The organism is Klebsiella sp. CTHL.F3a (assembly GCF_019890895.1).
GTDB classification, from domain to species: Bacteria; Pseudomonadota; Gammaproteobacteria; order Enterobacterales; family Enterobacteriaceae; genus Klebsiella; species Klebsiella grimontii.
Genome location: NZ_CP082360.1, coordinates 4,453,393 through 4,474,254, shown reverse-complemented (window position 1 = coordinate 4,474,254; position 20,862 = coordinate 4,453,393). Strand labels below are relative to the sequence as shown.

Sequence of the window (20,862 nt, the reverse complement as noted above, 5' to 3'; positions counted from 1 at the left end):
AGGAACTACTAATCATGATAAAATTTAACGCTATCCCTCAGCATTCTCTTCCGATGTTGTGATAGCTGAATAAGGAAGTACTATGAAAAAAAAATTACTCTCTGCCTCTATTGCTCTTGCTCTCACAGCGCCCGTACATTCATTTGCAGCCAGCGATCAGCGTGGGTACAAACCTGAAGACGTCGCTTTTGATGAAAGTTTTTTTTCGTTTGGTGGCCATGTAGGGACTTCTGTCGAATATGAAGATAAGGTAACACGTGGTTTCAATAACACGGATAAAAAGGAGAAGACGATTACCAATGAGGTTTTCAACTTTTTTTATAACAATCCACAATGGAATTTTATGGGTTTTTACTCTTTTAAAATAGAAAATAGAGAGCAAAAGGAGCCTGGTTATTATGAGAATGAAGATGGTATTAAGCAGCTTTTTTCATTGAATAAAGGTCATGATCTTGGTAACGGTTGGGCTACTGGTTTAATTTATGAGCTAGAATATACAAGAAGTAAAGTTTATTCTCCGTATGTTAGTGGTCTACGTAAAAACCTTGCCGAGCACAGCATTAGACCATATTTAACCTACTGGAATAATGATTATAATATGGGATTCTATTCTAATCTTGAATACCTTTTGAGTAAAGAAGATCGCAATGCATGGGGGAAAAGGCAAGAGCAGGGATATAGTGCATTGTTTAAACCCTACAAGCGTTTTGGTAACTGGGAGGTCGGTGTTGAATTCTATTACCAAATTAAAACTAATGATGAGAAGCAACCAGATGGAACCATTAATGAGAAAAGTGATTTTAATGAAAGATATATAGAGCCTATTGTTCAATATAGCTTTGATGATGCCGGCACGCTGTACACGCGGGTACGTGTCGGGAAAAATGAAACTAAAAATACTGATCGTAGTGGTGGCGGTAATGCTGGCATTAACTACTTCAAAGACATTAGAAAAGCTACCGTTGGTTATGAACAATCAATAGGTGAAAGTTGGGTAGCCAAAGCTGAGTACGAGTATGCTAATGAAGTTGAGAAAAAAAGTCGATTATCAGGATGGGAAGCTAGAAATAAGAGCGAGTTAACACAACATACCTTCTATGCTCAGGCACTATATCGCTTTTAGTCTTAACGTAAGGGGCGTTTATGTTCAGTGTTATGGAAATCGCCACTCTGTTATCCGGGAGCTATACCGGTGATGGAGCAATTCGGGTTAACTTTATCCGGCCAATTCGCAGTCCTGATGTCGGCGGCCTGGCTATTGTTTTCGCCAAACAAGACTTGCAATTCTTATCTGGCTCACATGCTGACGTGCTGATAGGACCTGATGAAATACTGGATAGCCCAGCGAAGGCACATATTGTTATCTCACATTTGGATGTTGAGCGCCTTAATCTTTTTCTTCGTTCTTATAAAGTAAAAAGGTTTCATCTCAGTGATCAAGGGAATACGTCGGCACTCTCAGATGTTTATATTGGAAAACATTGTCAAATTGGTGATGGCTGCATTTTTATGCCTGGTGTGAAGATCATGAATGGGGTTATTATTGGGGATAATGTTGCTATCCACTGCAACACTGTTATTAAAGAAGGAACTATCATCGGAAATAATGTAACTATCGACTCAAACAATTCGATTGGTAACTACAGTTTTGAGTATATGGCTTCAAGAAATGGTAAGTATCAACGAGTAGAAAGTGTGGGGCGAGTCATTATTTACGATGATGTAGAGATCGGGAGCAACAATACAATAGATCGTGGAACATTAGGTAACACGACGATTGGTCGGGGAACTAAAATAGATAATCAGATTCAGATTGGACATGACTGTCATATTGGTGAAAACTGCTTAATAGTATCACAGGCTGGGTTTGCCGGTCATACAACTCTTGGTGACCATGTTATCGTACAGGGACAGGTTGGGACCTCCGGTCATATAGCGATTGGTAGCCATTCTATTATCAAGGCAAAATCAGGTGTAAGTCACTCCTTCCCTGAGAATAGCGACTTATTTGGTTACCCGGCAAAAGATACCCGTGCTTATTACAAAAACATTGCCGTTCTTAACATTTTAACAAAAAATCATCATTTTAAAAAAAATCGATCTATATCGGACAAATGGAGGGATCGTTTTTTTAATTTTTTAAACTCCTAAATTTTGAAGAGAATAGAATTTTATCGTGCCAGTACTTAGTCACTGACGTTTTTCGTCATTGTCCACTAAATTTTTGAAGGATGGTATTTGTTATGAAACGTTTAAATTTAATTATTGCTGCCGTATTCACTATGCTTTATGCCTCTGCTGTTTTTAGTACCTCAGTTAACGCACAGGGTTCCGCTGATAATCCTTTCTATAATTGTGCTCTGCCTTCCGTTGACGAGCGTGGACCGATTCGGCCTTCTTTATATGTTGTTGGTACCTTTCCGGAAGGACAATGGATTCAGCAAGAAAACCGTAAAATGCTCTATAAAGGCAATGGTATATATCAGTTAGTTATAGATGAAAAAGCCGGTAATCTTAGCGTTCAGTTCGCTACGATGAGCTGGAATCCGCAATTCACTGCAGCGGGTCTGGAGTTAACAGTTGGACAAGTTAAGGATCTGAAACGAGCAGGTTTTGCAAAAAATACAGCAGTAACGTTACCAGTTGCTGGCCGCTACGTCTGGACGGTCAAAATTGCTGAAGATAAAAAGCCACTTCAGGTTGCCGTTGCACAATGTAAATAATTAAGCTGTTTCAAGCAGAATAGTAAACATACGTCGTGGCTAATATTTGGACGATGGTAAGTATAGTCTTGTTAGCCACAGATGTCTTTCTTCTTATGGGGTAAATCATGGCAACGGTTAGTTTGCGGAAAATTGAAAAAAGATATGAAAATGGCTTTAAGGCTGTCCATGGTATCGATCTCGAAATCCATGACGGTGAATTTATGGTTTTTGTCGGGCCTTCCGGTTGTGCGAAATCAACAACTTTGAGAATGATTGCCGGTCTTGAAGATATTAGCGGAGGCGAAATTTATATCGGAAATAAAAAGGTTAATGACCTTCCGCCCAAAGACCGTGGTATTGCCATGGTTTTCCAAAACTATGCACTTTATCCGCATAAAACCGTTTTCGACAACATGGCTTTTGGTCTCAAAATGCAGAAACGACCTAAGGATGAGATTAAACGCCGGGTTGAAGACGCGGCCGAAAAACTTGCAATTACCGAACTGCTTTATCGTAAGCCGAAAGAAATGTCAGGCGGACAGCGCCAGCGTGTCGCTGTTGGCCGGGCGATTGTACGTAAACCTGATGTTTTTTTATTCGATGAGCCTTTATCAAACCTTGATGCCAAGCTCAGGGTATCGATGCGAATGAAAATTGCCCAACTACATCGTTCTCTGAAAGAGGAGGGGCATCCTGCTACAATGATTTATGTTACTCACGATCAGACTGAAGCGTTAACTCTAGGAGATCGCATTTGTGTTCTTAACCATGGGAATATCATGCAGGTTGATACACCTACTGATCTTTATAATTATCCTAATAATAAGTTCGTTGCCAGTTTTATCGGTTCACCATCAATTAATTTGATAGATACTGCTATCCGTAAGAATAATGAAAGGTTGTATGTTGAAATTGCTCCTGGCGTTGAAATATTAATTCCACATAGTAAGCAAGTGTTGCTTGAAGGTTATATTAATAAGCCTGTGTGTTTTGGTATTAGACCAGAGCATATCTCTCTTGCTAGCGATGATGATGACCTTAATACCTTTGAGGGAGTTTTAACGGTGGTTGAAAATATGGGGAGCGAAAAATTTTTATATTTTATCGTTGGTGGGAAGGAACTTATTGCCAGAGTTAATACACAAGACATTAATCCATTTCATATAGGGAAAACTTTAAGATTTAATCTTAATACTGCCTTTTGTCATGTTTTTGATTTCTATAATGAGAACAATCTGACAAATGTAAGAGTGTAATTTTTTCTTAGCTCACCTCATCACAATATATTACCACTGCACTGCAAAAATATACGTGTGTAGTGGTTCCTGAATTCACGATCCTTATGAAGTCGCTTTTATTGACGCTTCGATTATTTTCATCTCGCGTTGTATTTGTAGTTGTAGTTGTAGTTGTAGTTGTAGTTGTAGTTATTTTTCAATTTAAGTGGAGTTAATATAAAGTAAAACTAATGTTTTCACTAACTTTATTAGGACTAGATAATGAAAAGAAACCGTTTTTTTAATACCTCGGTTGCTATTGCCATTTCGATTGCATTAAATACTTTTTTTTGTAGCATGCAGGCGATTGCTGCTGAACCAGATGAAACTTATCTTGATTTTCGTAAGGAGACGATATATTTTCTATTCCTTGATCGTTTCAGCGATGGAGATCCAAGTAATAATGCAGGGTTTAATTCTGCAACCTACGATCCCAATAATTTAAAAAAATATACTGGAGGAGATCTCCGGGGGTTGATTAATAAACTACCCTATTTAAAATCACTTGGTGTTACTTCAATCTGGATTACTCCCCCAATCGATAATGTGAATAATACTGATGCTGCTGGCAATACTGGATATCATGGCTATTGGGGAAGAGATTATTTTCGTATAGATGAACATTTTGGCAATCTCGATGATTTCAAAGAACTGACTAGTTTGATGCATAGTCCTGATTATAATATGAAACTGGTTCTTGATTATGCCCCTAATCATTCGAATGCTAATGATGAAAATGAATTTGGTGCACTATATCGTGATGGTGTGTTTATTACTGATTATCCTACAGATGTTGCCGCCAATACGGGCTGGTATCATCACAATGGTGGGGTAACGAACTGGAATGATTTTTTCCAAGTGAAGAATCATAATCTATTTAATCTATCAGACCTCAATCAATCCAATACTGATGTTTACCAGTACTTGTTGGATGGTTCTAAATTTTGGATCGATGCTGGTGTGGATGCTATCAGGATTGATGCCATCAAGCATATGGACAAGTCTTTTATACAGAAATGGACCAGCGATATTTATGATTACAGTAAGTCTATCGGCCGGGAAGGATTTTTTTTCTTCGGTGAATGGTTTGGTGCCAGTGCGAATACTACAACAGGTGTTGATGGTAATGCTATCGATTACGCCAACACTTCCGGGTCAGCGTTGCTGGATTTTGGATTCCGCGATACTTTAGAAAGAGTTTTGGTAGGACGTAGCGGAAATACAATGAAAACGTTAAATAATTATCTGATAAAAAGACAAACAGTCTTTACCAGTGATGACTGGCAGGTTGTTTTTATGGATAACCATGATATGGCACGCATTGGTACTGCTCTGCGTTCAAACGCCACTACTTTTGGTCCTGGAAATAATGAAACCGGTGGAAGTCAGAGTGAAGCTTTTGCTCAGAAACGTATAGACCTCGGTCTGGTTGCGACAATGACTGTACGTGGTATTCCTGCCATTTATTATGGTACTGAACATTATGCCGCTAACTTTACCTCTAACAGTTTTGGTCAAGTTGGCAGTGATCCTTACAACCGAGAGAAAATGCCAGGATTTGATACGGAAAGTGAGGCTTTCTCCATTATTAAAACACTGGGTGACCTAAGGAAAAGTAGCCCGGCAATTCAAAATGGAACTTATACTGAACTATGGGTTAATGATGACATATTAGTATTTGAGCGGCGTTCTGGGAACGATATTGTTATTGTTGCACTTAATCGTGGTGAGGCTAACACAATTAATGTTAAAAATATAGCGATTCCTAATGGGGTATATCCGAGTTTGATTGGGAATAATAGTGTTTCAGTAGCAAATAAACAGGCAACACTAACACTTATGCAAAATGAAGCTGTTGTCATTCGCTCACAATCAGATGATGCGGAGAACCCTACAGTACAAAGCATAAACTTCACATGTAATAACGGTTATACGATTTCAGGTCAAAGTGTTTATATTGTTGGTAATATACCTCAGTTAGGTGGTTGGGACTTAACTAAAGCGGTAAAAATATCACCGACACAATATCCACAATGGAGTGCGAGCTTAGAGCTTGCCCCTGACTTAAATGTTGAATGGAAGTGTGTGAAACGTAATGAAACCAATCCGACGGCTAATGTTGAGTGGCAGTCTGGTGCAAATAACCAGTTCAATAGCAATGACACACAAACAACGAACGGCTCGTTTTAATTAAAATTTAGTGGACCAGCGTTTCAATCGATGGTCCACTATTCGTACTCCGGCCATAATTATTTTTGACTAATACTCTTACAAATTTTCAACATAGGCTGATGTGACTACATATTTTTGCTGTAAGCGGACTGATCCTACCCACGTAATGTGGACACGGCCCTAAGCGAGGTTCTGGTTTTCAAATTGTTCCGGACTGAGACCGCCACAGACACTGTGACTGCGCCACCGATTGTAATCGCACTCGATATAATTAAATACTGTCGTTCGCATTATCTCCCGACTGATAAAACGTTCTCCATGGATACATTCGATTTTCAGTGAGTGGAAGAAGCTTTCCGCACAAGCATTATCGTAACAGCAGCCCTTTGCACTCATGCTGCCACGCAGATTATACCGCTTCAGTAGCGCTTGGTAATCCGCTGAGCAGTACTGCCCGCCACGATCAGTATGGACGATGACATCGGTTGGGTGCTTACGCCGCCACAACGCCATTTTTAGCGCATCGCAGGCCAGTTGTGCCGTCATCCGTGATGACATTGACCAGCCGATAACGGCACGCGACCATAGATCGATGACGACAGCCAGATACAACCAGCCTTCGTCAGTACGTAAATAAGTGATGTCACCTGACCATTTCTGGTTTGGACCATAAGCGTAAAAATTCTGCTTCAGCAGATTCTCCGACACTGGCAGACCATGTTCGCGGTAACTGACAGGACTGAACTTCCGTGAGGTTTTCGCCCTCAGTCCCTGTCGATGCAGGCTGGCTGCCACGGTTTTCACGTTGAAACGGTAGCCCTGAGCACGCAGTTCATCAGTCAGACGTGGTGCACCGTAGCGGAGTTTTGCCCGATGAAAAACCTCATGCACGACGTTGTCGCAACTCAGGCGGAACTTCTGACGTGAGTTTATCTTCGTGCGTCGATGGTGCCACACATACCAGCCGCTGCGGGCCACCCGGAGGACGCGGCACATAGTTTTGATACTGAACTCAGACTGATGTTTTTCGATGAAGACATACTTCATTTCAGGCGCTTCGCGAAGTATGTCGCGGCCTTTTGGAGAATGGCCAGCTCTTCATCTCGTTCAGCCAACTGGCGTTTGAGACGAGCATTTTCAGCGGCGAGTTCATTTCACGGTCAGAAGATGAGAGCTGTTACTGCTGTTTACTGCGCCAGTTGTAGAGCTTTGATTCATACAGGCTGAGCTCGCGGGCAGCAGCGGCCACACCAATGCGTTCAGCCAGTTTAGGGGCTTCCTGACGGAATTCGGGCGTGTGCTGCTTGCGGATCTTTTTGGTAATTGATGCTGGTTTTGTCATGTGAGCTACCTCTGGTTGAGAGTTTACTCACTTAGTCGCGTGTCCATTATTGCTGGGTAGGATCAATTGAGCACTTTGGTTAATGCCGGAAGTATGATAAGCAGACATGACTAATGTCCTCTCGAAGCCTCGATACGTTGTTTTAACCATGTCTTTACTTCGCTTTCAGCCCAGCGGGAGCTCCGACCCAATTTAATTGACTTCGGGAATTCACCGTCTTTGATGAGCTTATAAAACCATTTGTCTGTTAATCCAGTGTAAGCAGTAATAAAGGCTATATTAACGAGGCGATCTTTTGTGAGGTCTGTATGTAAGAATCCCTGCAAAATGAACCATCAATTTTTAGAGAATCTCTGGCCCCCCAACGTCCACTCTTGGCTGAAGCGGATAAATTACCTGCACTAAAGGTCCGCTGTGAGCGCAGGCTGTGTGAAAACTCATAGCTTTGAGTAGCCAAAAAATATTTCTCATCTGTGTTTTGAGAATGCTGTTTAAGTTGACGAGTTAATCTGTGATTTTATTCGGGTGTTTCAGAGATTTTTATTGCGGGAAAGAGCCTAATATTTGTTTCTGGAGGATAAAACGGCCGGAACCGTTAGCCGTATTGTTCCTGAAGCTGAAATATCAATCCTGTAGTACCCCATATCGATATCATCCTTTTCAGGTTATAAGCCAATATATGTAGACTTATTTCCGTACTGACATTTTTAAATTTCCGCATCAGGAAGTGCGTTGCACCCATCCACATTTTAATTGTCCCAAACGGATGTTCTACCGTTTGCTTTCGCATGACTACCGCCTGAGGAAATGACTCAAGCCTCGCATGCATTTCTTCCATTTCAGCTTCATGAACCCAACGCCGTATACGCCTTGGATCGCGTTTCGATGTAGTGCACCTGGAGCGCTGGCTGCAATCGCGACAGGCAATATTGTTAAAGTATAAATGTTGCTCCAGTCCGTCCTCTATTGAGATAAATCGATTCTGAAGCTCATTGCCCATTGGGCATACATAAACATCTTTTTCCCTGTTATATCTGAATATTGAGCGATTATAGAGCCCCTTACGTTCAGCACCAGAGGTATCTCCTTTTGGCACTAACGCCACGGCTCCGCTATCCAGAAACTGTTTTAATATCGCTGCGACTGTAATACCCTTTGTCGGCAAGTACTGTTATGTCCTTCCGGCCAACAGCTTTCTGAGCCAGTGTTGCTACTGAACCAAGTTGCCCATTATCTGTTGTGTTGGTAACTTTATGCGCAACAATCAAGTGGTTCTTCGTATCCACAGCTGTCTGAACGTTGTAGCAAACTTGCCGATTCATATTATTTGTTTTCATCAACCGGGAGTCAGGGTCGGTTAAAGAGAGTTGTTTATCTGGCTGTTGTGCGACTGCTTGTTGGATCTCCTGAAGCTCACGTAAACGCTTTTTTAGCCAGGCCAGTTTAGTGGCAGTTAACTTTGTGTTTGCATCTGGCTCAGTATTCTTGTCGGCTTCATCCAGCTTGTTTAAATAATAAGTAATACTTTGCTCAACGCGCTCAATATGGTCTTTGGCTTTCTGAGATGTGAAGTTGTTGGGTTTGCTGTTTACTGCTTTAAATTTGCTGCCGTCGATGGCAACAACGACATCAGTGAACATTTGCATTTGCCGGCACAGGCCAATAAAGGCCCTACAGGCATTCCTGATACCTTCACCGTTATCTTTTCTGAAGTCTGCAATGGTTTTAAAATCAGGCGTTAATCGTTCAAGTAACCACATCAGTTCAACGTTCCGATGGGCCTCTTTTTCCAGTCTGCGGGAGGACTGAATTCGGTTGAGATATCCGTAAATGTACAACTTCAGTAGGGTTGCAGGGTGATATCCGGGTCGTCCGGTTCGCTTTGCATCAACTCTTCTGAAACCAAGAGAATCGAGCTTTAGTCCATCAACAAAGATATCAACGACTCTGACGGGGTTATCTTCAGTGACAAAATCATCCAGTGCATCAGGGAGTAATGTCACCTGGTGCCTGCCTTGTCCTTGAATGTGATTGGCCATGTCGGTATCCGCAGTATTCATTCGTATATTTCTAATTTTAATGAAAAAGTCAGTTCGTCGCATGGGTTTATCAAGAATGGTTGATCATATGAAACCATCGCTTAGACCAAGAAGTGATCAGGAGTTTTCACACAGCCTGAGCGAGGAGCAGAATTTGGTACTTTTACGTGCAAAACCGGTCTCGTCTGCAGGCAGAGGGTAACTAATCCCGGTAGGCGTTTTTCAGTTTGTCTGGCTGAAAGATAATTAATACTATAATTTTGAAAAAGTTAAACTAAGTATGATGCATAAGGCGTGAGGCTAAAGCACAGATATGACAGCATATTCAAACTCTGATGCAGCAAGGGATTTACGCTCGGCCTTAGACAAAGCACCCGCTGGCGCCGTGGACGGAGAATGGTTCTTTATCACTGAACAGGCTGGAGTCTCCTCACAAACCGGAGGCTACATGTATGCCGATGGTAGTCATGTTGCAGATGGTAACCACTCTTTTCAGAAGAGTCCGGGAGGTTGTCGCAAAACTCGAAGCATCACAGATACAGCCCTTTAATAAGGTTATCGTTCACTGGACAAGGTCTATAATACCGTTAATACGTGGGCGTGTAACAGTTGACACACTATTCGATGAGACAATTGTGCCGCGTGGTCCTCATGACCCGATTAATGAGGCAGCTTCTGTAGCAAGGCGAGCATTTTGGGAAAAGTATGGCAGCGTCTCAGATGGCTTTAAGGCTGAACAAAATGACGCGAACGTACACAACCAGACGGAATGGTTCGGGCCCCATCGTCGAGTACTCGATATTAAGAACTACACCCAATTAACGCTGGCCACTGATGGCCTCTCGACGCCCTGGGCTGGCATTGCAGACCCGGAAAATGGCGTAGGATGCGAACTCTTTATGGAATTAGACGCTTCGAGTTTTACCAGCCACGAGATTGATGACTGGGCTCATCTCTTGATTAAGCTGGGGGATCTCGTGGCCGATGGGTATCAGGTTGCTGCCGATGATGAAGAATATGTTGCAATCCTGTTTTGCACTCTTACAGACGAATATAGCCCAATGACCCGAATCATCCTCAGCCGTGATGGCCGTAAGATTGATAATTTGCCTTTCGGTTCCGTTCCGCTGATCCGTGTAACGCCAATAGCAGAGTCAGAGATTGAACACCTTGACCAATCTGATGAATGGGCATCAAGCGCAGCAAGGCATGCTCTCGCGGAACGGCAGAAAGAAACATAGACAATTAGCGCGAAGCTGTTCACGCCCCTTACGGGGCAGAATGAGTTCGATCACCTTACTTAAAAGAATAACTGTATCAAATAATTGAACCTTGTTCCGTTGTGAGCGAAGAGCGGATTTCCTCTGTTGTCTACACAGCCTTCATGGACATCTTTCGGCTCCCCCCTTATAGTGATTTCACCTCTACTTTCAATGTCCTCTAGCCCCTGTCAGGAACAGCTAATGCTCAATCTAACTGTGTTGGATTATCTAAAATATATGGGGTCGGGTTAATTCTGATTCCTTTTTTCCTTGTATCTATAGCTGTAATGATAAAAACGAAAAATGAGTTCAAGAATAGTGGGCTTGGCTTTGCAGTTCTTTTTCTAGCAGTTCATATTACTTTATTCCTTGCTCCTGTGGGTATTCTCCTTGCTACCTATTTCGATAAAGGAACTGGCGCGTTATTAATCGCGTCTCTGACTTTCTTACTTATTTTATCAGGCGCATACGTTTACGACAGGATCATCAAACGCACTTTCGTTATCAGGATTGATGAGGAAACATTTTATATATTATATCATCGAGCAAAAGATGACGGTGTTTCCATCAAAGATCTGATTGTGGAAAGAGTCAAAAAAGAATAATGGCGCAGTTTTTCTTACAGGTCTGATAAATCCTATCAAAAACCTAGCTCAGCGTTTCGAGCGTAACGCTGTCAATCTTTCGATCACGATTAAAAAGTATCAAAATGACTTGATAGTCGAGCGGAGCTTTGGATGGCTGCGATATTTCGCTGCCTGTTGTGGGACTATGAAAACCTGTAGCAAGACTGATGGATTTTGTGCTAAGTTCATGACATATTTTGCAGCGTTTTTTTTGCGGGGGGCTAATCAATGGTTGCCAGGTATAAGAAGAGTCTTGAACAATTGACGATAATGCTTCACATTATTAAAACACAAAAAAAATTGTCGATAGGAGCAATCGTAGACTTTCAACTATTGCTTTTAAATAAAATTAAAGATGCAGAGAAAGCAATTATTCGCACAAAAGGAATGATTCAAAAATTACGTCTTGAAAAAGCAAATGATAGACCAACCAAAGAACGGTCAAAAGAAATAGTATCTATTATAAATAAACTTGACAAAAAAATAGAGAACTATAGATATATCATCTATATATGGAAAATGTATGGAGATAGTATTGCATTCCATTTTTGTGATAAATATGCAATAAAACACTTTCTTTACAATGAAAATTATCATGTAAAGGAAACTGCCGGATTTATTTCTGGGAAAGAAGGCATCAAATCCGAAATAATGCTTCTAAAAACAGCAGCTCAAAAAAATGTGCCTGCAGTTCTTTGCGATCTTACGAATACGCTAAGGCATGGCGATGTATGCCTACTAGGTCATAATGATCCCTATCCTATTGAAGTGAAAACATCAAGTAAACTGAACAAAAGAGGGGAAAAACAACTTAGAAACATAGATGAGCTAAATAGCTTTTTCATAAAAGATGAGGCTGAAAACTTTCGAGGTGTAGGGCCTGTAATAAGACACGAACACATAGGAAAAGAGCAGTATCACTTGCATGCTATCAATGATTGCATAAGTAAGTCCTATGAAGAAGGCACTAGCCATGTCTCACCAGAGAGTGGAATTCACTACCTAGCTATAACAAAACTCAAGCAAAAAATTTTTGACCAGATACCTGGAAAGTACATTCATATGCTCAATTTAAACGACTACAAAAGAGAAATGAATTGGCACCCCTATACACCTTTCCAACTTTCGTTAAACCCCGAACATATATATAATTTCATAAATGGAAATTTAAGCATTTTGGTTCTTCTTGATTTGCAAGTCATAAAGAGAAGATTTAAGAGAAATGGTCTACATATCACTTTCTTACAAGATGAGCATTGGTATGCTCAAATATCAGCAACAGGAAATATTTTGGATGGCGGGTTTAGGGTATCAACTCAATCATTTTTACGGGTTGCATTTGAGTTCCAGAGCTTGACATGGGCAATAAAACAGCACAAAAAAGACTTAAATCTTTTTATGGAAGGCGCAGTTAAATCTGGCAGAAAAATGGAAATTCCTCTGGACTGGATCACAGCTACAGACCCTATTCCAATGTAAAGAAAATAGGCACTTTTTGCGAGCCTACTCTTTCCTGCTATTAACGACCACTTCTGGCACGGAGCGGACAGAAATTAAAGTCACAAGGTCCACCGCGAGCGAAAAGCGGACGTCAATTCGATGTCAGAAATGATATTTTGTAGTTGAACTATAGGGCGGGGTCATTCCAAATTATAGTCTGTCCGTATAAGACAAGCTATGTTTCGAAGCTGGTTGAACGACTAGTTCTGATCAATTGATGTCAGCTAGCTGCAGTCGGTATGCCGGAAGATCTCTAAAAGTGAATGGTTCATTTTGCAGGGATACTTACAATCATGACCCCAGTTCGTTAGATATGAACTGGTATCAGGAAGTTAACCGAAGCGGCCTGTATGGCACATGCCCGACGCAAGATCCACGATGTACATGTTCGTCATCCAACGACAGTAACAACAGAAGCGCTCAGTCGTATCGGTGAGCTGTATGCAATCGAGTCAGAGAACCACCTTATCCGCGTCGTCAGCCATAGATATATGCTATCCGCCCAGACTGGTGGCAGAAAGTTGATTAAAGGTGGTCATAGAGAAATCCTCAATGCAGACCTGTTTGATATCGACATTATCACATAGCGCGTAGCTGCCAGGGTACAGAGTCGGCTATGGTTTATATCCTACGGACTATCGCAGTTTCCGTCGCATATTCGAACCTGCCGGGTCGTTTATGACATCACCTGTTCCGGCCTACACCTTATTTGTGTTGGCCGGAGAGATGAGGTTCCCCTTTCTATTCCCGACGCAGTTTGATAATCAGAATCGGCAAGGCGAACAGTAACGTTAACAGGTTCGCCACACTGACCGCCGTATCTTCAATCATCACGCAGTAAACTAGCCACAGAGTCAAACCGCAGACGAACATCACGTGCATCAGCCCGGATATCCCCTGGGTGTTACGGGTGGTAATGACCTTAAACGCCTGCGGTAAAAATGAGAGTGTCGTCAGGCTTGCCGCCAGATAGCCAATCAGCGAGATCCACTCCATGATTACGACTTCACTTCACTTCACTTCACTTCGCTTACGGCAGCAACAGGTCCAACAGGCTTATTACCCACTACAGCTGGCTGTGACACTTTGCGATACTTGTCCAGCAGGTGAATGTGAATCTTACGCAGCATGTCGCCATTTAACCGGTAGAAGCGGAAATATAGCGCCAGAGTGATGGCAAAAAACAGTGTTGGCAGCGCAATCATAATAAACTGCATGCCCAGCACCGTTTCGGCCGACTGTACACCGTTGGGCACATAACCAATCACGCCCAGCACTACCGCAATAAAGAACGCTGCAAATGCTGAACCGCCCTTAACCACCATGGTTTGCACCGCATAGACGATACTTTCGCATCGCACATTAAACTTGTACTCACCGTAGTCGACGGTATCGGCCACCATAATAACCTGCAGCACCCAAAACAGCGCCGTGCCGATATTAAGAAATACGCCTGCCACACAGATAAGAAGCAGATTGTGGAAACCCGTCAGCGCCATGATTAGCAGCACACCGGCACTCAATATCGGCATCACCGATGCCCCCGACCACAAAATTCGCCGCGATAGCGCTTTTGCCAGTCGTGGGAAGAACACCTGCGTCAATAGGTTAGCCGCACCGGCGTAGGACAGGTAATACGGGAACAGATCGGCATCGCCGATGACGTAGGTAAAATAGTAAATAGCGAAGCCGGTGATGATATTCGACGCCACGTTGTACGCCAGCGCCATGCCCGGCGCACCAAAGAAAAGGCCCGCCGAAGCGAGCCTGACACTGTGAGTTGGTTGTGGTGCCGGGTGCCTCCCGGTGAGTCGCCGCCAGTCAATGGACGACCCGCAATGCGCAAAAAAATAACACAGACCGGCAATGCCCCTCCGCTTAGGGGGATTCACCACTCGGATAATTTAGGATGCAGCCATACATGCCGTCAATAACTGACACTCTGTCAAAGGCACCATTCCGATGCTTTTTGCACAGTGCTAATCACTGGAATTAATAAGTGTCAACGACGGGGAAAAGTGTGTCTTCCGCAACCTGGGTGGTCGAGTCCGTCAAGGTGGTGTAAGTTCAGTCACAACCTTCCGGTCTGGTAATGGACCTGTTATGCGCTGACTGGCAGCGCTTCGATTACGTCGTCTTCTGCAGCCTGGTCTATCTCCGCCAGGCTGTGCTGCGGCAGCCATTCCTTGTTCTATCCGATAACAAAATGGGCAGGGCTTAGCCCCACAATACTGACGTTTGCATTGGTTACAGATCCAACGGGACCGTTTGTTTGTGGTAGTATCTTGAGTGGAGTGAGTCCGTCGGTTAGTGTAGTCAATACGTTTTGCACGCATGGTTAGTTTCCTCTTGATTTTTCCATACGTTGTTTTAACCACGTTTTTACCTCACTTTCAGTCCAGCGAGAGCTGCGGCCCAATTTAATCGGCTTCGGAAATTCACCGTCCTTGATAAGCTTATAAAACCATTTGTCTGTTAATCCGGTGTAAGCAGTAATAAAAGCCATATCTACAAGGCGATCTTTGGTGAAGTCCGTATCTGACATGTGATTATTATTTTTCTGATTAAATATTGATGCGTGTTCTTTCATTATTAATTCTCATTCGGTAAAAATACAATGCACGGGTTTATTTGAAGCTTAGACTTGTTTATTTTTCTAAACGCCATCTTTTTAACATGCAACTGCGCGAAGCAAAATTATCGTCGAACATTATAGGTATCATCATTCAGGATAGATCATGAATTAATAGCGATTTTTTGTATCTATCGTTAATCTACCTATATGCTGCGTGAGTTGCTCAGGTAACAGCAATAAAAAATTGAATAGATTGTGCTAGCTAGCATTACATCTACAAGATCAGATTGGTATCGGGCGATTTTTTAGCCATTCATCCAGTTCTGACTCCAGCCAGCCAACTGATTTAGTACCCAGGCGACGCTGCTTAGGGAACGTTACGTCATATCGTGGTGATTTTGGATTCAGCCAGTCGTATATGGTGGATCTTTTGATCCCGGCTTTCTCGACTACTTCAGGTAACCTTAAAATCTTCATATCTTGTGTAGGCATGGTTCATTGCTCTTGATTGCTTTAGATTGGTTCTTATATTAATGCGAGGGTTAGTATCGAAAAAGCTGCCTTCATAAAGTATTTTTTTAGTTTTGCTACTTCACATTCACATTTTGGTAACCAAATGAAAAATAACGACTTTGATATCCTTTTTGAAGAGGTTTTAGATGAGTTTGAGAAAGCGGTAGTGAAAGTGAAAACTTCCACTCACTTTGAGCCGTGTTCTGGCGAAGAGATGGTGCGTAAGCTCGAGGCAGATGCCCATACTGCCATTACTGATTACCAAAAATGCAGGATTCAGCCTTACAAACATGCTTACAGGGAACGTACTGTTGAAGAGTACATAAGCAGTATGAAGTCTCAAGCTATGTGGATGGGTACACCCAGCAAGCTTCTGGAATGCGCTTTTGTATCGCATACATGGGGAATATCTCGGTACAGACAGGGCCGCAAAGTTGAAGGCCGTAAATATGTTTTGATGGCACTAAATTTGATAAACATGTGGAATGGAGCCTGCTGGGCTCTGGAAATGGTAGAATTTAAAGAAGAGTCTAATAAGTTAAAACGAGAAGCAGCAAGCCTCGGTGGTAAAAAAAAGTCGCAGAACTACAGGCCAGTCAAGGATGAAGTCATTAGGCTATTAAAGAAAAATAAGCCTGAAGACGGGTGGAAAAGTAAAGCTGCTGCTATTAATTCTTTAGAGGACGAGATTTCTAAGTTTATTGAACTTGATTTCCATAAAAATAGTGATTGGACATCATGGGATAAATTATATAGAACCATTAGCGACTGGTCTAGAAATGACATCGAATTGAAGAATGCTTTCGCTGATGTTGTAAAGAGATAACTGATGAAAATAAGCCAATGAAAATTATTTTCAGAGTGTTAGATGTGGAGCCTGTCCGTAATTCTGTGTAACTGCCATCGTATTAAAGGTGATCGCTCAGGCGGTCACCGAACTCGATAATAAAACGACTCATTGTCAGCAGTCATTTGAGGCCTATTATTCAATGATGAAAATAAATGAGTTGAAAGGAGGGGGTTGAGAAAATAGAACATATAAATATCAACACCTCAATGCTGGGGAGTCACTAAGAGTCAAATGTTTATAACTGGTGATGTTTTTTATATGAATGAATTGCTGCTATTGTCTGCTACCAGTAGCAGACAATAGCAGCCCTTTATCGGTGATTATCGATGGATAGTGATTATTTCGCTCATAGTTCCATTGTTGTTTCTCAATTTCTGGATACTCACCTTCCTTTCTTGCTCAAGGAATTCTAAAGCGGCGTTGAGTTTGATTTTATTTCTTAATTTATAAGGTCCTTTTCTTCTTATTTCCGTTTTGTTTATATGTGTGGTATAACTATAGTGGTTCTCTTTGTGAGAGAGCAGCCAGGCATAGAGTAAATCAGCATTCTGCTCCACTGTTTCACTACGTAAACCACCCGAAGTTAATAAATAAGAATAATAAAAATTCACAATATTTGATGCGTTTACAACATTTTTTGAGGAAATAGTTCCTGAATTGTTACCGTCAAAATATTCAAATAAGGCAGCCACTCTTATAAAATTTTCTGACAATTTAGAAAACATGCCTTCAAAAAGAGGGGATTTGTCTTTGTGTTGAATTATAGCGTCTTCAGCCTTTTTCTGGTACTCGGATAAAACAGTCTGAGCTTGTTCTGAAAGTGTATAGTATTCATGTGTAACATTAGCGCTGCTACACATTTCTTCAAAACTGGATAGCGCCTCTTCGATTTTTTCATGAAATAACCTAAGGCTATCTCCTCCTGCATTTTGTACTGTCCTGGTGTCCCTGCGTCCTTGCATAGAGGTGACTCCGGTAATCATGAATCGAGAGAAAAAACCAGAGCCTACTGCATAATCCCCTTGTTTTTTAACATATTTTTCGAATTCATCTGTCTGAATCATAAGTAAAATTGTGAACATGCAATCATCTACTGTGAAACTGCCTGTTTTGCGTTCTACATCAAATGAAGAGCCATCCCATAGCTGGTTTAAAAAACTTAAATTACTCTTAGCTCTTCCCTTAAAAAATACCCCTGCTTCATCTGACATCAGGCTCGCAGAAGGTATATTATTGTATAATCCCGACTGTAAAGCCTCAGGGGTCGTATCGTTGTAAATCATCTTAGGCAGAACAGGACTTTTCGGTTTTATTCTGTAATGGAGCTTCAGCCGCTCATTTTCACTTTCAATGCTGACACCTTTCTCCGTTTTCTTGCGGATACTCTTCAATATGGATTGTTCCTGTACCTTCCATGATTGAAGTTCTGCATTGTAATCAACTATTAGCATTTCATGTTTCTTTCGGCAGGCTTTCTCAAATGCAAAGACAGGTTGACCCACCAGGTTATATACAGCAGTTTTCCGCTCTCCTGAGTCTGCAATCACGGTAAGATATAAGGAGATGGGCCTGACTCGCCCGTCAGGATAACGAATTTTTTTTAACCCCTGCAATGCAAGTGATGCAAAACCCAGTATGGCGCTACCCACCAGCTCCGGAGGAGCCTGAACATCCCTTACTATAGATTCAATTGCATTCCGCATTATTTGAGGGAAGTATTCTACTGGGTAAGTAGCCTTTTTGTCTTTTATAATTCCAACACTCATATTCGACCTCTCATATGTTAATTTTTACTGGCAGATATACTGCAGGACCAAGAATATGATACTCATCTGCTATTTGGAATACTCCGGCAGACCATTGGTCTAAATTGGTTTTATTTGGATTGATATTATTTTAGTCAGGATTGTTTTGCTACCTGATACTGTACAGATATGAGTCATGAACAGCCCTGTACTGGTCTGTTTTACTCATGGGTAAATAGATGATTTGTGATGCCATTATTTAAAGCTACATCCAAAATTACGTTCACCATCTGTAAAGCATTTGCTTTTCTCTTTTGCGAAGTAACTTGTCCGGTAAATCAGCGAGCAATATGACTCACTTTGCTTGCCATCCTTTGCATTCAGGTAATAACAAGGATTCCTGGGTGTGTGGACTAACTCTTTATCGGGGGGATATATGAAACTGACAGCACTCATCCATGACTCACGTATAAGGCGGAGGAGTGTACCTTTTTTACTATCGTACGCTCCCAGTGTATTGAAAGTGTCCCCGTTGAGTAACAGTAATACGTGATAATGTTTTTTATGTGAATCAGGTGCAAACTCTCTGGCCCAGACAACGCGTAATGATGTCTTACGAACTCGCTTTCCCTCTTTCTCCCGCTTGTTAATATAATGTGAGATTTTTGCTTTCAGAGAGTCCGTAAAGCGGGATATTACTGATGAATCTGTCCTTGCGAAATTAGCCTCATCAGGCATGTCATTTAATGGTTTGAGAACAGGAGTATGTAAATCTATTCTTACAGCCAATACTCTTGAGTGTTCACTCAATGCTTTATCAATAGTCTGTTCTATTTTCTTTAAATGGTATTGATTCAATTTTCCGTGAGAGGTGATATATTCGTACATACTATTTGTTTCCTTCTTTATATTTCGAAAGTGTTAGTCGTAGTAGGGCTGATTATTTAATTAAATCACTTGCTCTACGCTTGTATTGTTCATATGCATTATGCATACGGTATATGTTTACTTGCCGAGTTATATGCATGAGCGTTGTTTTATTAGTGATGGAATGTTTGTTGGTTTCAATGTATTGAATTACATGTGTTCTCATGTTTATTAATCTACAGATGTTAATTTAAATGCATTGATATGTATCAGTAATCTATATACACATCTATATACATACATAGACAAACGCCACTGTTCTTTAGTCTGGGGTTGAAATTGCAATAAAGGAAGGAGTTAACGATATTCATGATTTTTATACCTTTTTAGCCATCGAATTGCTCTGGAGTTATCACATATAATGCTCGGGATTTTTTTATTAAGTTATGGATGAATTTGAATCTATATTACTTTGGTGAAAATCCGTTATTCCTCGAAGCATATATCTATTCTTCTGAGGTTAAGCCGTTTGGTGCAAAGAGATAAATTAAGGAACTCATCATGAAACTAGCCAGTCGTTTTGGACGGGTAAATCAGGTACGGCGCGACCGCCCGTTAACCCGTGAAGAATTAATGCAATACGTCCCCAGTGTTTTTAGTGAGAATAAGCACGAATCCCGTTCAGACCGATACACCTGGATACCGACCATCACTATTCTTGAGAATCTGCAGCGGGAAGGTTTTGAGCCTTTCTTTGCCTGCCAGACCCGCGTACGTGACCAGGGCCGACGGGAGCACACCAAACATATGTTGCGCCTGCGTCGTACCGGGCAACTTACCGGACATCAGGTTCCCGAAATTATCCTCCTCAATTCACATGATGGCTCATCCAGCTATCAGATGTTGCCGGGATTGTTTCGTGGCGTCTGCACCAACGGGCTGGTCTGCGGGCAGTCATTCGGCGAAGTGCGGGTGCCGCATAAAGGGGATGTGGTGGAGAAAGTTATTGAAGGGGCTTATGAGGTACTGGGGATATTTGACCGGGTGGAGGAGAAACGTGATGCCATGCAGTCCGCTCTGTTACCGCCACCAGCGCAGCAGGCGATGGCGAGAGCCGCTCTCCACTATCGTTTTGGTGAAGACCACCAGCCCGTCACTACCGCTCAGATACTGACGCCACGTCGTTACGAAGACCGCAGTGATGACCTCTGGACGGTGTATCAGCGGATGCAGGAGAACCTGATGAAGGGAGGACTGACGGGGCGCACCGCACAAGGGCGAAGCAACCGTACCCGTGCTGTGAACGGTATCGACGGCGATGTGAAACTTAATCGTGCGCTGTGGGTGATGGCAGAGAATATGCTCGAACTGCTGGGGCAGGCATGACTT

16 protein-coding genes and 4 pseudogenes are annotated in these 20,862 nt (G+C 42.0%); 11 read left to right on the top strand and 9 right to left on the bottom strand.

The window, feature by feature from the left end; translation table 11 throughout:
- The first annotated feature begins 82 nt into the window (after positions 1-82).
- The 5 genes from K7H21_RS21040 (at position 83) to K7H21_RS21020 (ending at position 6,172) form a co-directional block, all read left to right on the top strand.
- The gene (locus K7H21_RS21040) at positions 83-1,123 is read left to right on the top strand and encodes a porin (RefSeq protein WP_070596162.1); all 1,041 of its coding nucleotides are present in this window, start codon (positions 83-85) and stop codon (positions 1,121-1,123) included.
- A gap of 20 nt (positions 1,124-1,143) precedes the next feature.
- Entirely contained in the window at positions 1,144-2,151 is a 1,008-nt protein-coding gene (locus K7H21_RS21035; protein ID WP_142983368.1) for a UDP-3-O-(3-hydroxymyristoyl)glucosamine N-acyltransferase, read from the top strand.
- A 92-nt stretch (positions 2,152-2,243) separates the two neighbouring features.
- Positions 2,244-2,723 (top strand): early set domain-containing protein, encoded by a 480-nt coding sequence (locus K7H21_RS21030; protein WP_004136080.1) that lies wholly within the window; start codon positions 2,244-2,246, stop codon positions 2,721-2,723.
- A gap of 107 nt (positions 2,724-2,830) precedes the next feature.
- Positions 2,831-3,961 (top strand): ABC transporter ATP-binding protein, encoded by a 1,131-nt coding sequence (locus K7H21_RS21025; protein WP_223035325.1) that lies wholly within the window; start codon positions 2,831-2,833, stop codon positions 3,959-3,961.
- A 243-nt stretch (positions 3,962-4,204) separates the two neighbouring features.
- A complete protein-coding gene (locus tag K7H21_RS21020) occupies positions 4,205-6,172 on the top strand; it encodes an alpha-amylase family glycosyl hydrolase (RefSeq protein WP_142983370.1) in 1,968 nt (655 codons plus the stop codon).
- A 162-nt stretch (positions 6,173-6,334) separates the two neighbouring features.
- On the opposite strand, the pseudogene K7H21_RS21015 reads toward K7H21_RS21020, so the two are convergent.
- From K7H21_RS21015 to K7H21_RS21005, 3 genes and pseudogenes are all read right to left on the bottom strand, one after another.
- A pseudogene (locus tag K7H21_RS21015) lies at positions 6,335-7,496 on the bottom strand (IS3 family transposase).
- Positions 7,497-7,606: 110 nt separating this feature from the next.
- A complete protein-coding gene (locus K7H21_RS21010; protein ID WP_223035324.1) occupies positions 7,607-7,822 on the bottom strand; it encodes a helix-turn-helix transcriptional regulator in 216 nt (71 codons plus the stop codon).
- A 269-nt stretch (positions 7,823-8,091) separates the two neighbouring features.
- Positions 8,092-9,535 (bottom strand): annotated as a pseudogene (locus K7H21_RS21005) (IS1182 family transposase).
- A gap of 452 nt (positions 9,536-9,987) precedes the next feature.
- Here K7H21_RS21005 and K7H21_RS20995 point away from each other — a divergent pair.
- From K7H21_RS20995 to K7H21_RS20980, 4 genes and pseudogenes are all read left to right on the top strand, one after another.
- A complete protein-coding gene (locus tag K7H21_RS20995; RefSeq protein ID WP_224238191.1) occupies positions 9,988-10,776 on the top strand; it encodes a hypothetical protein in 789 nt (262 codons plus the stop codon).
- A gap of 308 nt (positions 10,777-11,084) precedes the next feature.
- Positions 11,085-11,402 (top strand): hypothetical protein, encoded by a 318-nt coding sequence (locus K7H21_RS20990; protein ID WP_142983373.1) that lies wholly within the window; start codon positions 11,085-11,087, stop codon positions 11,400-11,402.
- Positions 11,403-11,651: 249 nt separating this feature from the next.
- Positions 11,652-12,902 carry a hypothetical protein gene (locus tag K7H21_RS20985; RefSeq protein WP_142983374.1) on the top strand — a complete coding sequence of 417 codons (1,251 nt, stop codon included), beginning with the start codon at positions 11,652-11,654 and terminating at the stop codon, positions 12,900-12,902.
- A gap of 350 nt (positions 12,903-13,252) precedes the next feature.
- Positions 13,253-13,381 (top strand): annotated as a pseudogene (locus K7H21_RS20980) (IS66 family transposase); the annotation flags it as partial.
- 283 nt (positions 13,382-13,664) lie between these two features.
- On the opposite strand, the gene K7H21_RS20975 reads toward K7H21_RS20980, so the two are convergent.
- The 4 genes and pseudogenes from K7H21_RS20975 to K7H21_RS20960 all read right to left on the bottom strand — a co-directional run bounded on the left by K7H21_RS20975 (position 13,665) and on the right by K7H21_RS20960 (position 15,990).
- The gene (locus K7H21_RS20975) at positions 13,665-13,919 is read right to left on the bottom strand and encodes a SemiSWEET transporter (RefSeq protein WP_142983375.1); all 255 of its coding nucleotides are present in this window, start codon (positions 13,917-13,919) and stop codon (positions 13,665-13,667) included.
- Between the two features lie 20 nt (positions 13,920-13,939).
- Positions 13,940-14,656: pseudogene (locus K7H21_RS20970) on the bottom strand (MFS transporter); the annotation flags it as partial.
- Positions 14,657-15,261: 605 nt separating this feature from the next.
- Entirely contained in the window at positions 15,262-15,468 is a 207-nt protein-coding gene (locus tag K7H21_RS20965; protein ID WP_047724895.1) for a helix-turn-helix transcriptional regulator, read from the bottom strand.
- 312 nt (positions 15,469-15,780) lie between these two features.
- On the bottom strand, positions 15,781-15,990 hold the full coding sequence (locus K7H21_RS20960) for an AlpA family transcriptional regulator (RefSeq protein WP_142983376.1): 210 nt from the start codon (positions 15,988-15,990) through the stop codon (positions 15,781-15,783).
- A gap of 124 nt (positions 15,991-16,114) precedes the next feature.
- On the opposite strand from K7H21_RS20960, the gene K7H21_RS20955 reads away from it, so the two are divergent.
- Entirely contained in the window at positions 16,115-16,837 is a 723-nt protein-coding gene (locus tag K7H21_RS20955) for a hypothetical protein (RefSeq protein ID WP_142983377.1), read from the top strand.
- 344 nt (positions 16,838-17,181) lie between these two features.
- Here the strand turns inward: K7H21_RS20955 and K7H21_RS20950 are convergent, their stop codons facing one another.
- Complete coding sequence (locus K7H21_RS20950) at positions 17,182-18,627, bottom strand: YfjI family protein (RefSeq protein ID WP_223035323.1); 1,446 nt, start codon at positions 18,625-18,627, stop codon at positions 17,182-17,184.
- Positions 18,628-18,861: 234 nt separating this feature from the next.
- Positions 18,862-19,494, bottom strand: a complete 633-nt coding sequence (locus K7H21_RS20945; protein WP_142983379.1) for an inovirus Gp2 family protein — start codon at positions 19,492-19,494, stop codon at positions 18,862-18,864.
- Between the two features lie 540 nt (positions 19,495-20,034).
- Between K7H21_RS20945 and K7H21_RS20940 the strand changes: the two genes are divergently transcribed.
- A complete protein-coding gene (locus tag K7H21_RS20940) occupies positions 20,035-20,859 on the top strand; it encodes a DUF932 domain-containing protein (protein WP_142983380.1) in 825 nt (274 codons plus the stop codon).
- The last annotated feature ends 3 nt before the right edge of the window (positions 20,860-20,862 follow it).

Excerpts from the sequence above, each read along its gene's own strand:
- K7H21_RS21040 (WP_070596162.1), top strand. The coding sequence starts at position 83 with ATGAAAAAAAAATTACTCTCTGCCTCTATTGCTCTTGCTCTCACAGCG.
- K7H21_RS21035 (WP_142983368.1), top strand. The coding sequence starts at position 1,144 with ATGTTCAGTGTTATGGAAATCGCCACTCTGTTATCCGGGAGCTATACC.
- K7H21_RS21030 (WP_004136080.1), top strand. The coding sequence starts at position 2,244 with ATGAAACGTTTAAATTTAATTATTGCTGCCGTATTCACTATGCTTTAT.
- K7H21_RS21025 (WP_223035325.1), top strand. The coding sequence starts at position 2,831 with ATGGCAACGGTTAGTTTGCGGAAAATTGAAAAAAGATATGAAAATGGC.
- K7H21_RS21020 (WP_142983370.1), top strand. The coding sequence starts at position 4,205 with ATGAAAAGAAACCGTTTTTTTAATACCTCGGTTGCTATTGCCATTTCG.
- K7H21_RS20995 (WP_224238191.1), top strand. The coding sequence starts at position 9,988 with ATGCCGATGGTAGTCATGTTGCAGATGGTAACCACTCTTTTCAGAAGA.
- K7H21_RS20990 (WP_142983373.1), top strand. The coding sequence starts at position 11,085 with ATGATAAAAACGAAAAATGAGTTCAAGAATAGTGGGCTTGGCTTTGCA.
- K7H21_RS20985 (WP_142983374.1), top strand. The coding sequence starts at position 11,652 with ATGGTTGCCAGGTATAAGAAGAGTCTTGAACAATTGACGATAATGCTT.
- K7H21_RS20975 (WP_142983375.1), bottom strand. The coding sequence starts at position 13,919 with ATGGAGTGGATCTCGCTGATTGGCTATCTGGCGGCAAGCCTGACGACA.
- K7H21_RS20965 (WP_047724895.1), bottom strand. The coding sequence starts at position 15,468 with ATGTCAGATACGGACTTCACCAAAGATCGCCTTGTAGATATGGCTTTT.
- K7H21_RS20960 (WP_142983376.1), bottom strand. The coding sequence starts at position 15,990 with ATGCCTACACAAGATATGAAGATTTTAAGGTTACCTGAAGTAGTCGAG.
- K7H21_RS20955 (WP_142983377.1), top strand. The coding sequence starts at position 16,115 with ATGAAAAATAACGACTTTGATATCCTTTTTGAAGAGGTTTTAGATGAG.
- K7H21_RS20950 (WP_223035323.1), bottom strand. The coding sequence starts at position 18,627 with ATGAGTGTTGGAATTATAAAAGACAAAAAGGCTACTTACCCAGTAGAA.
- K7H21_RS20945 (WP_142983379.1), bottom strand. The coding sequence starts at position 19,494 with ATGTACGAATATATCACCTCTCACGGAAAATTGAATCAATACCATTTA.
- K7H21_RS20940 (WP_142983380.1), top strand. The coding sequence starts at position 20,035 with ATGAAACTAGCCAGTCGTTTTGGACGGGTAAATCAGGTACGGCGCGAC.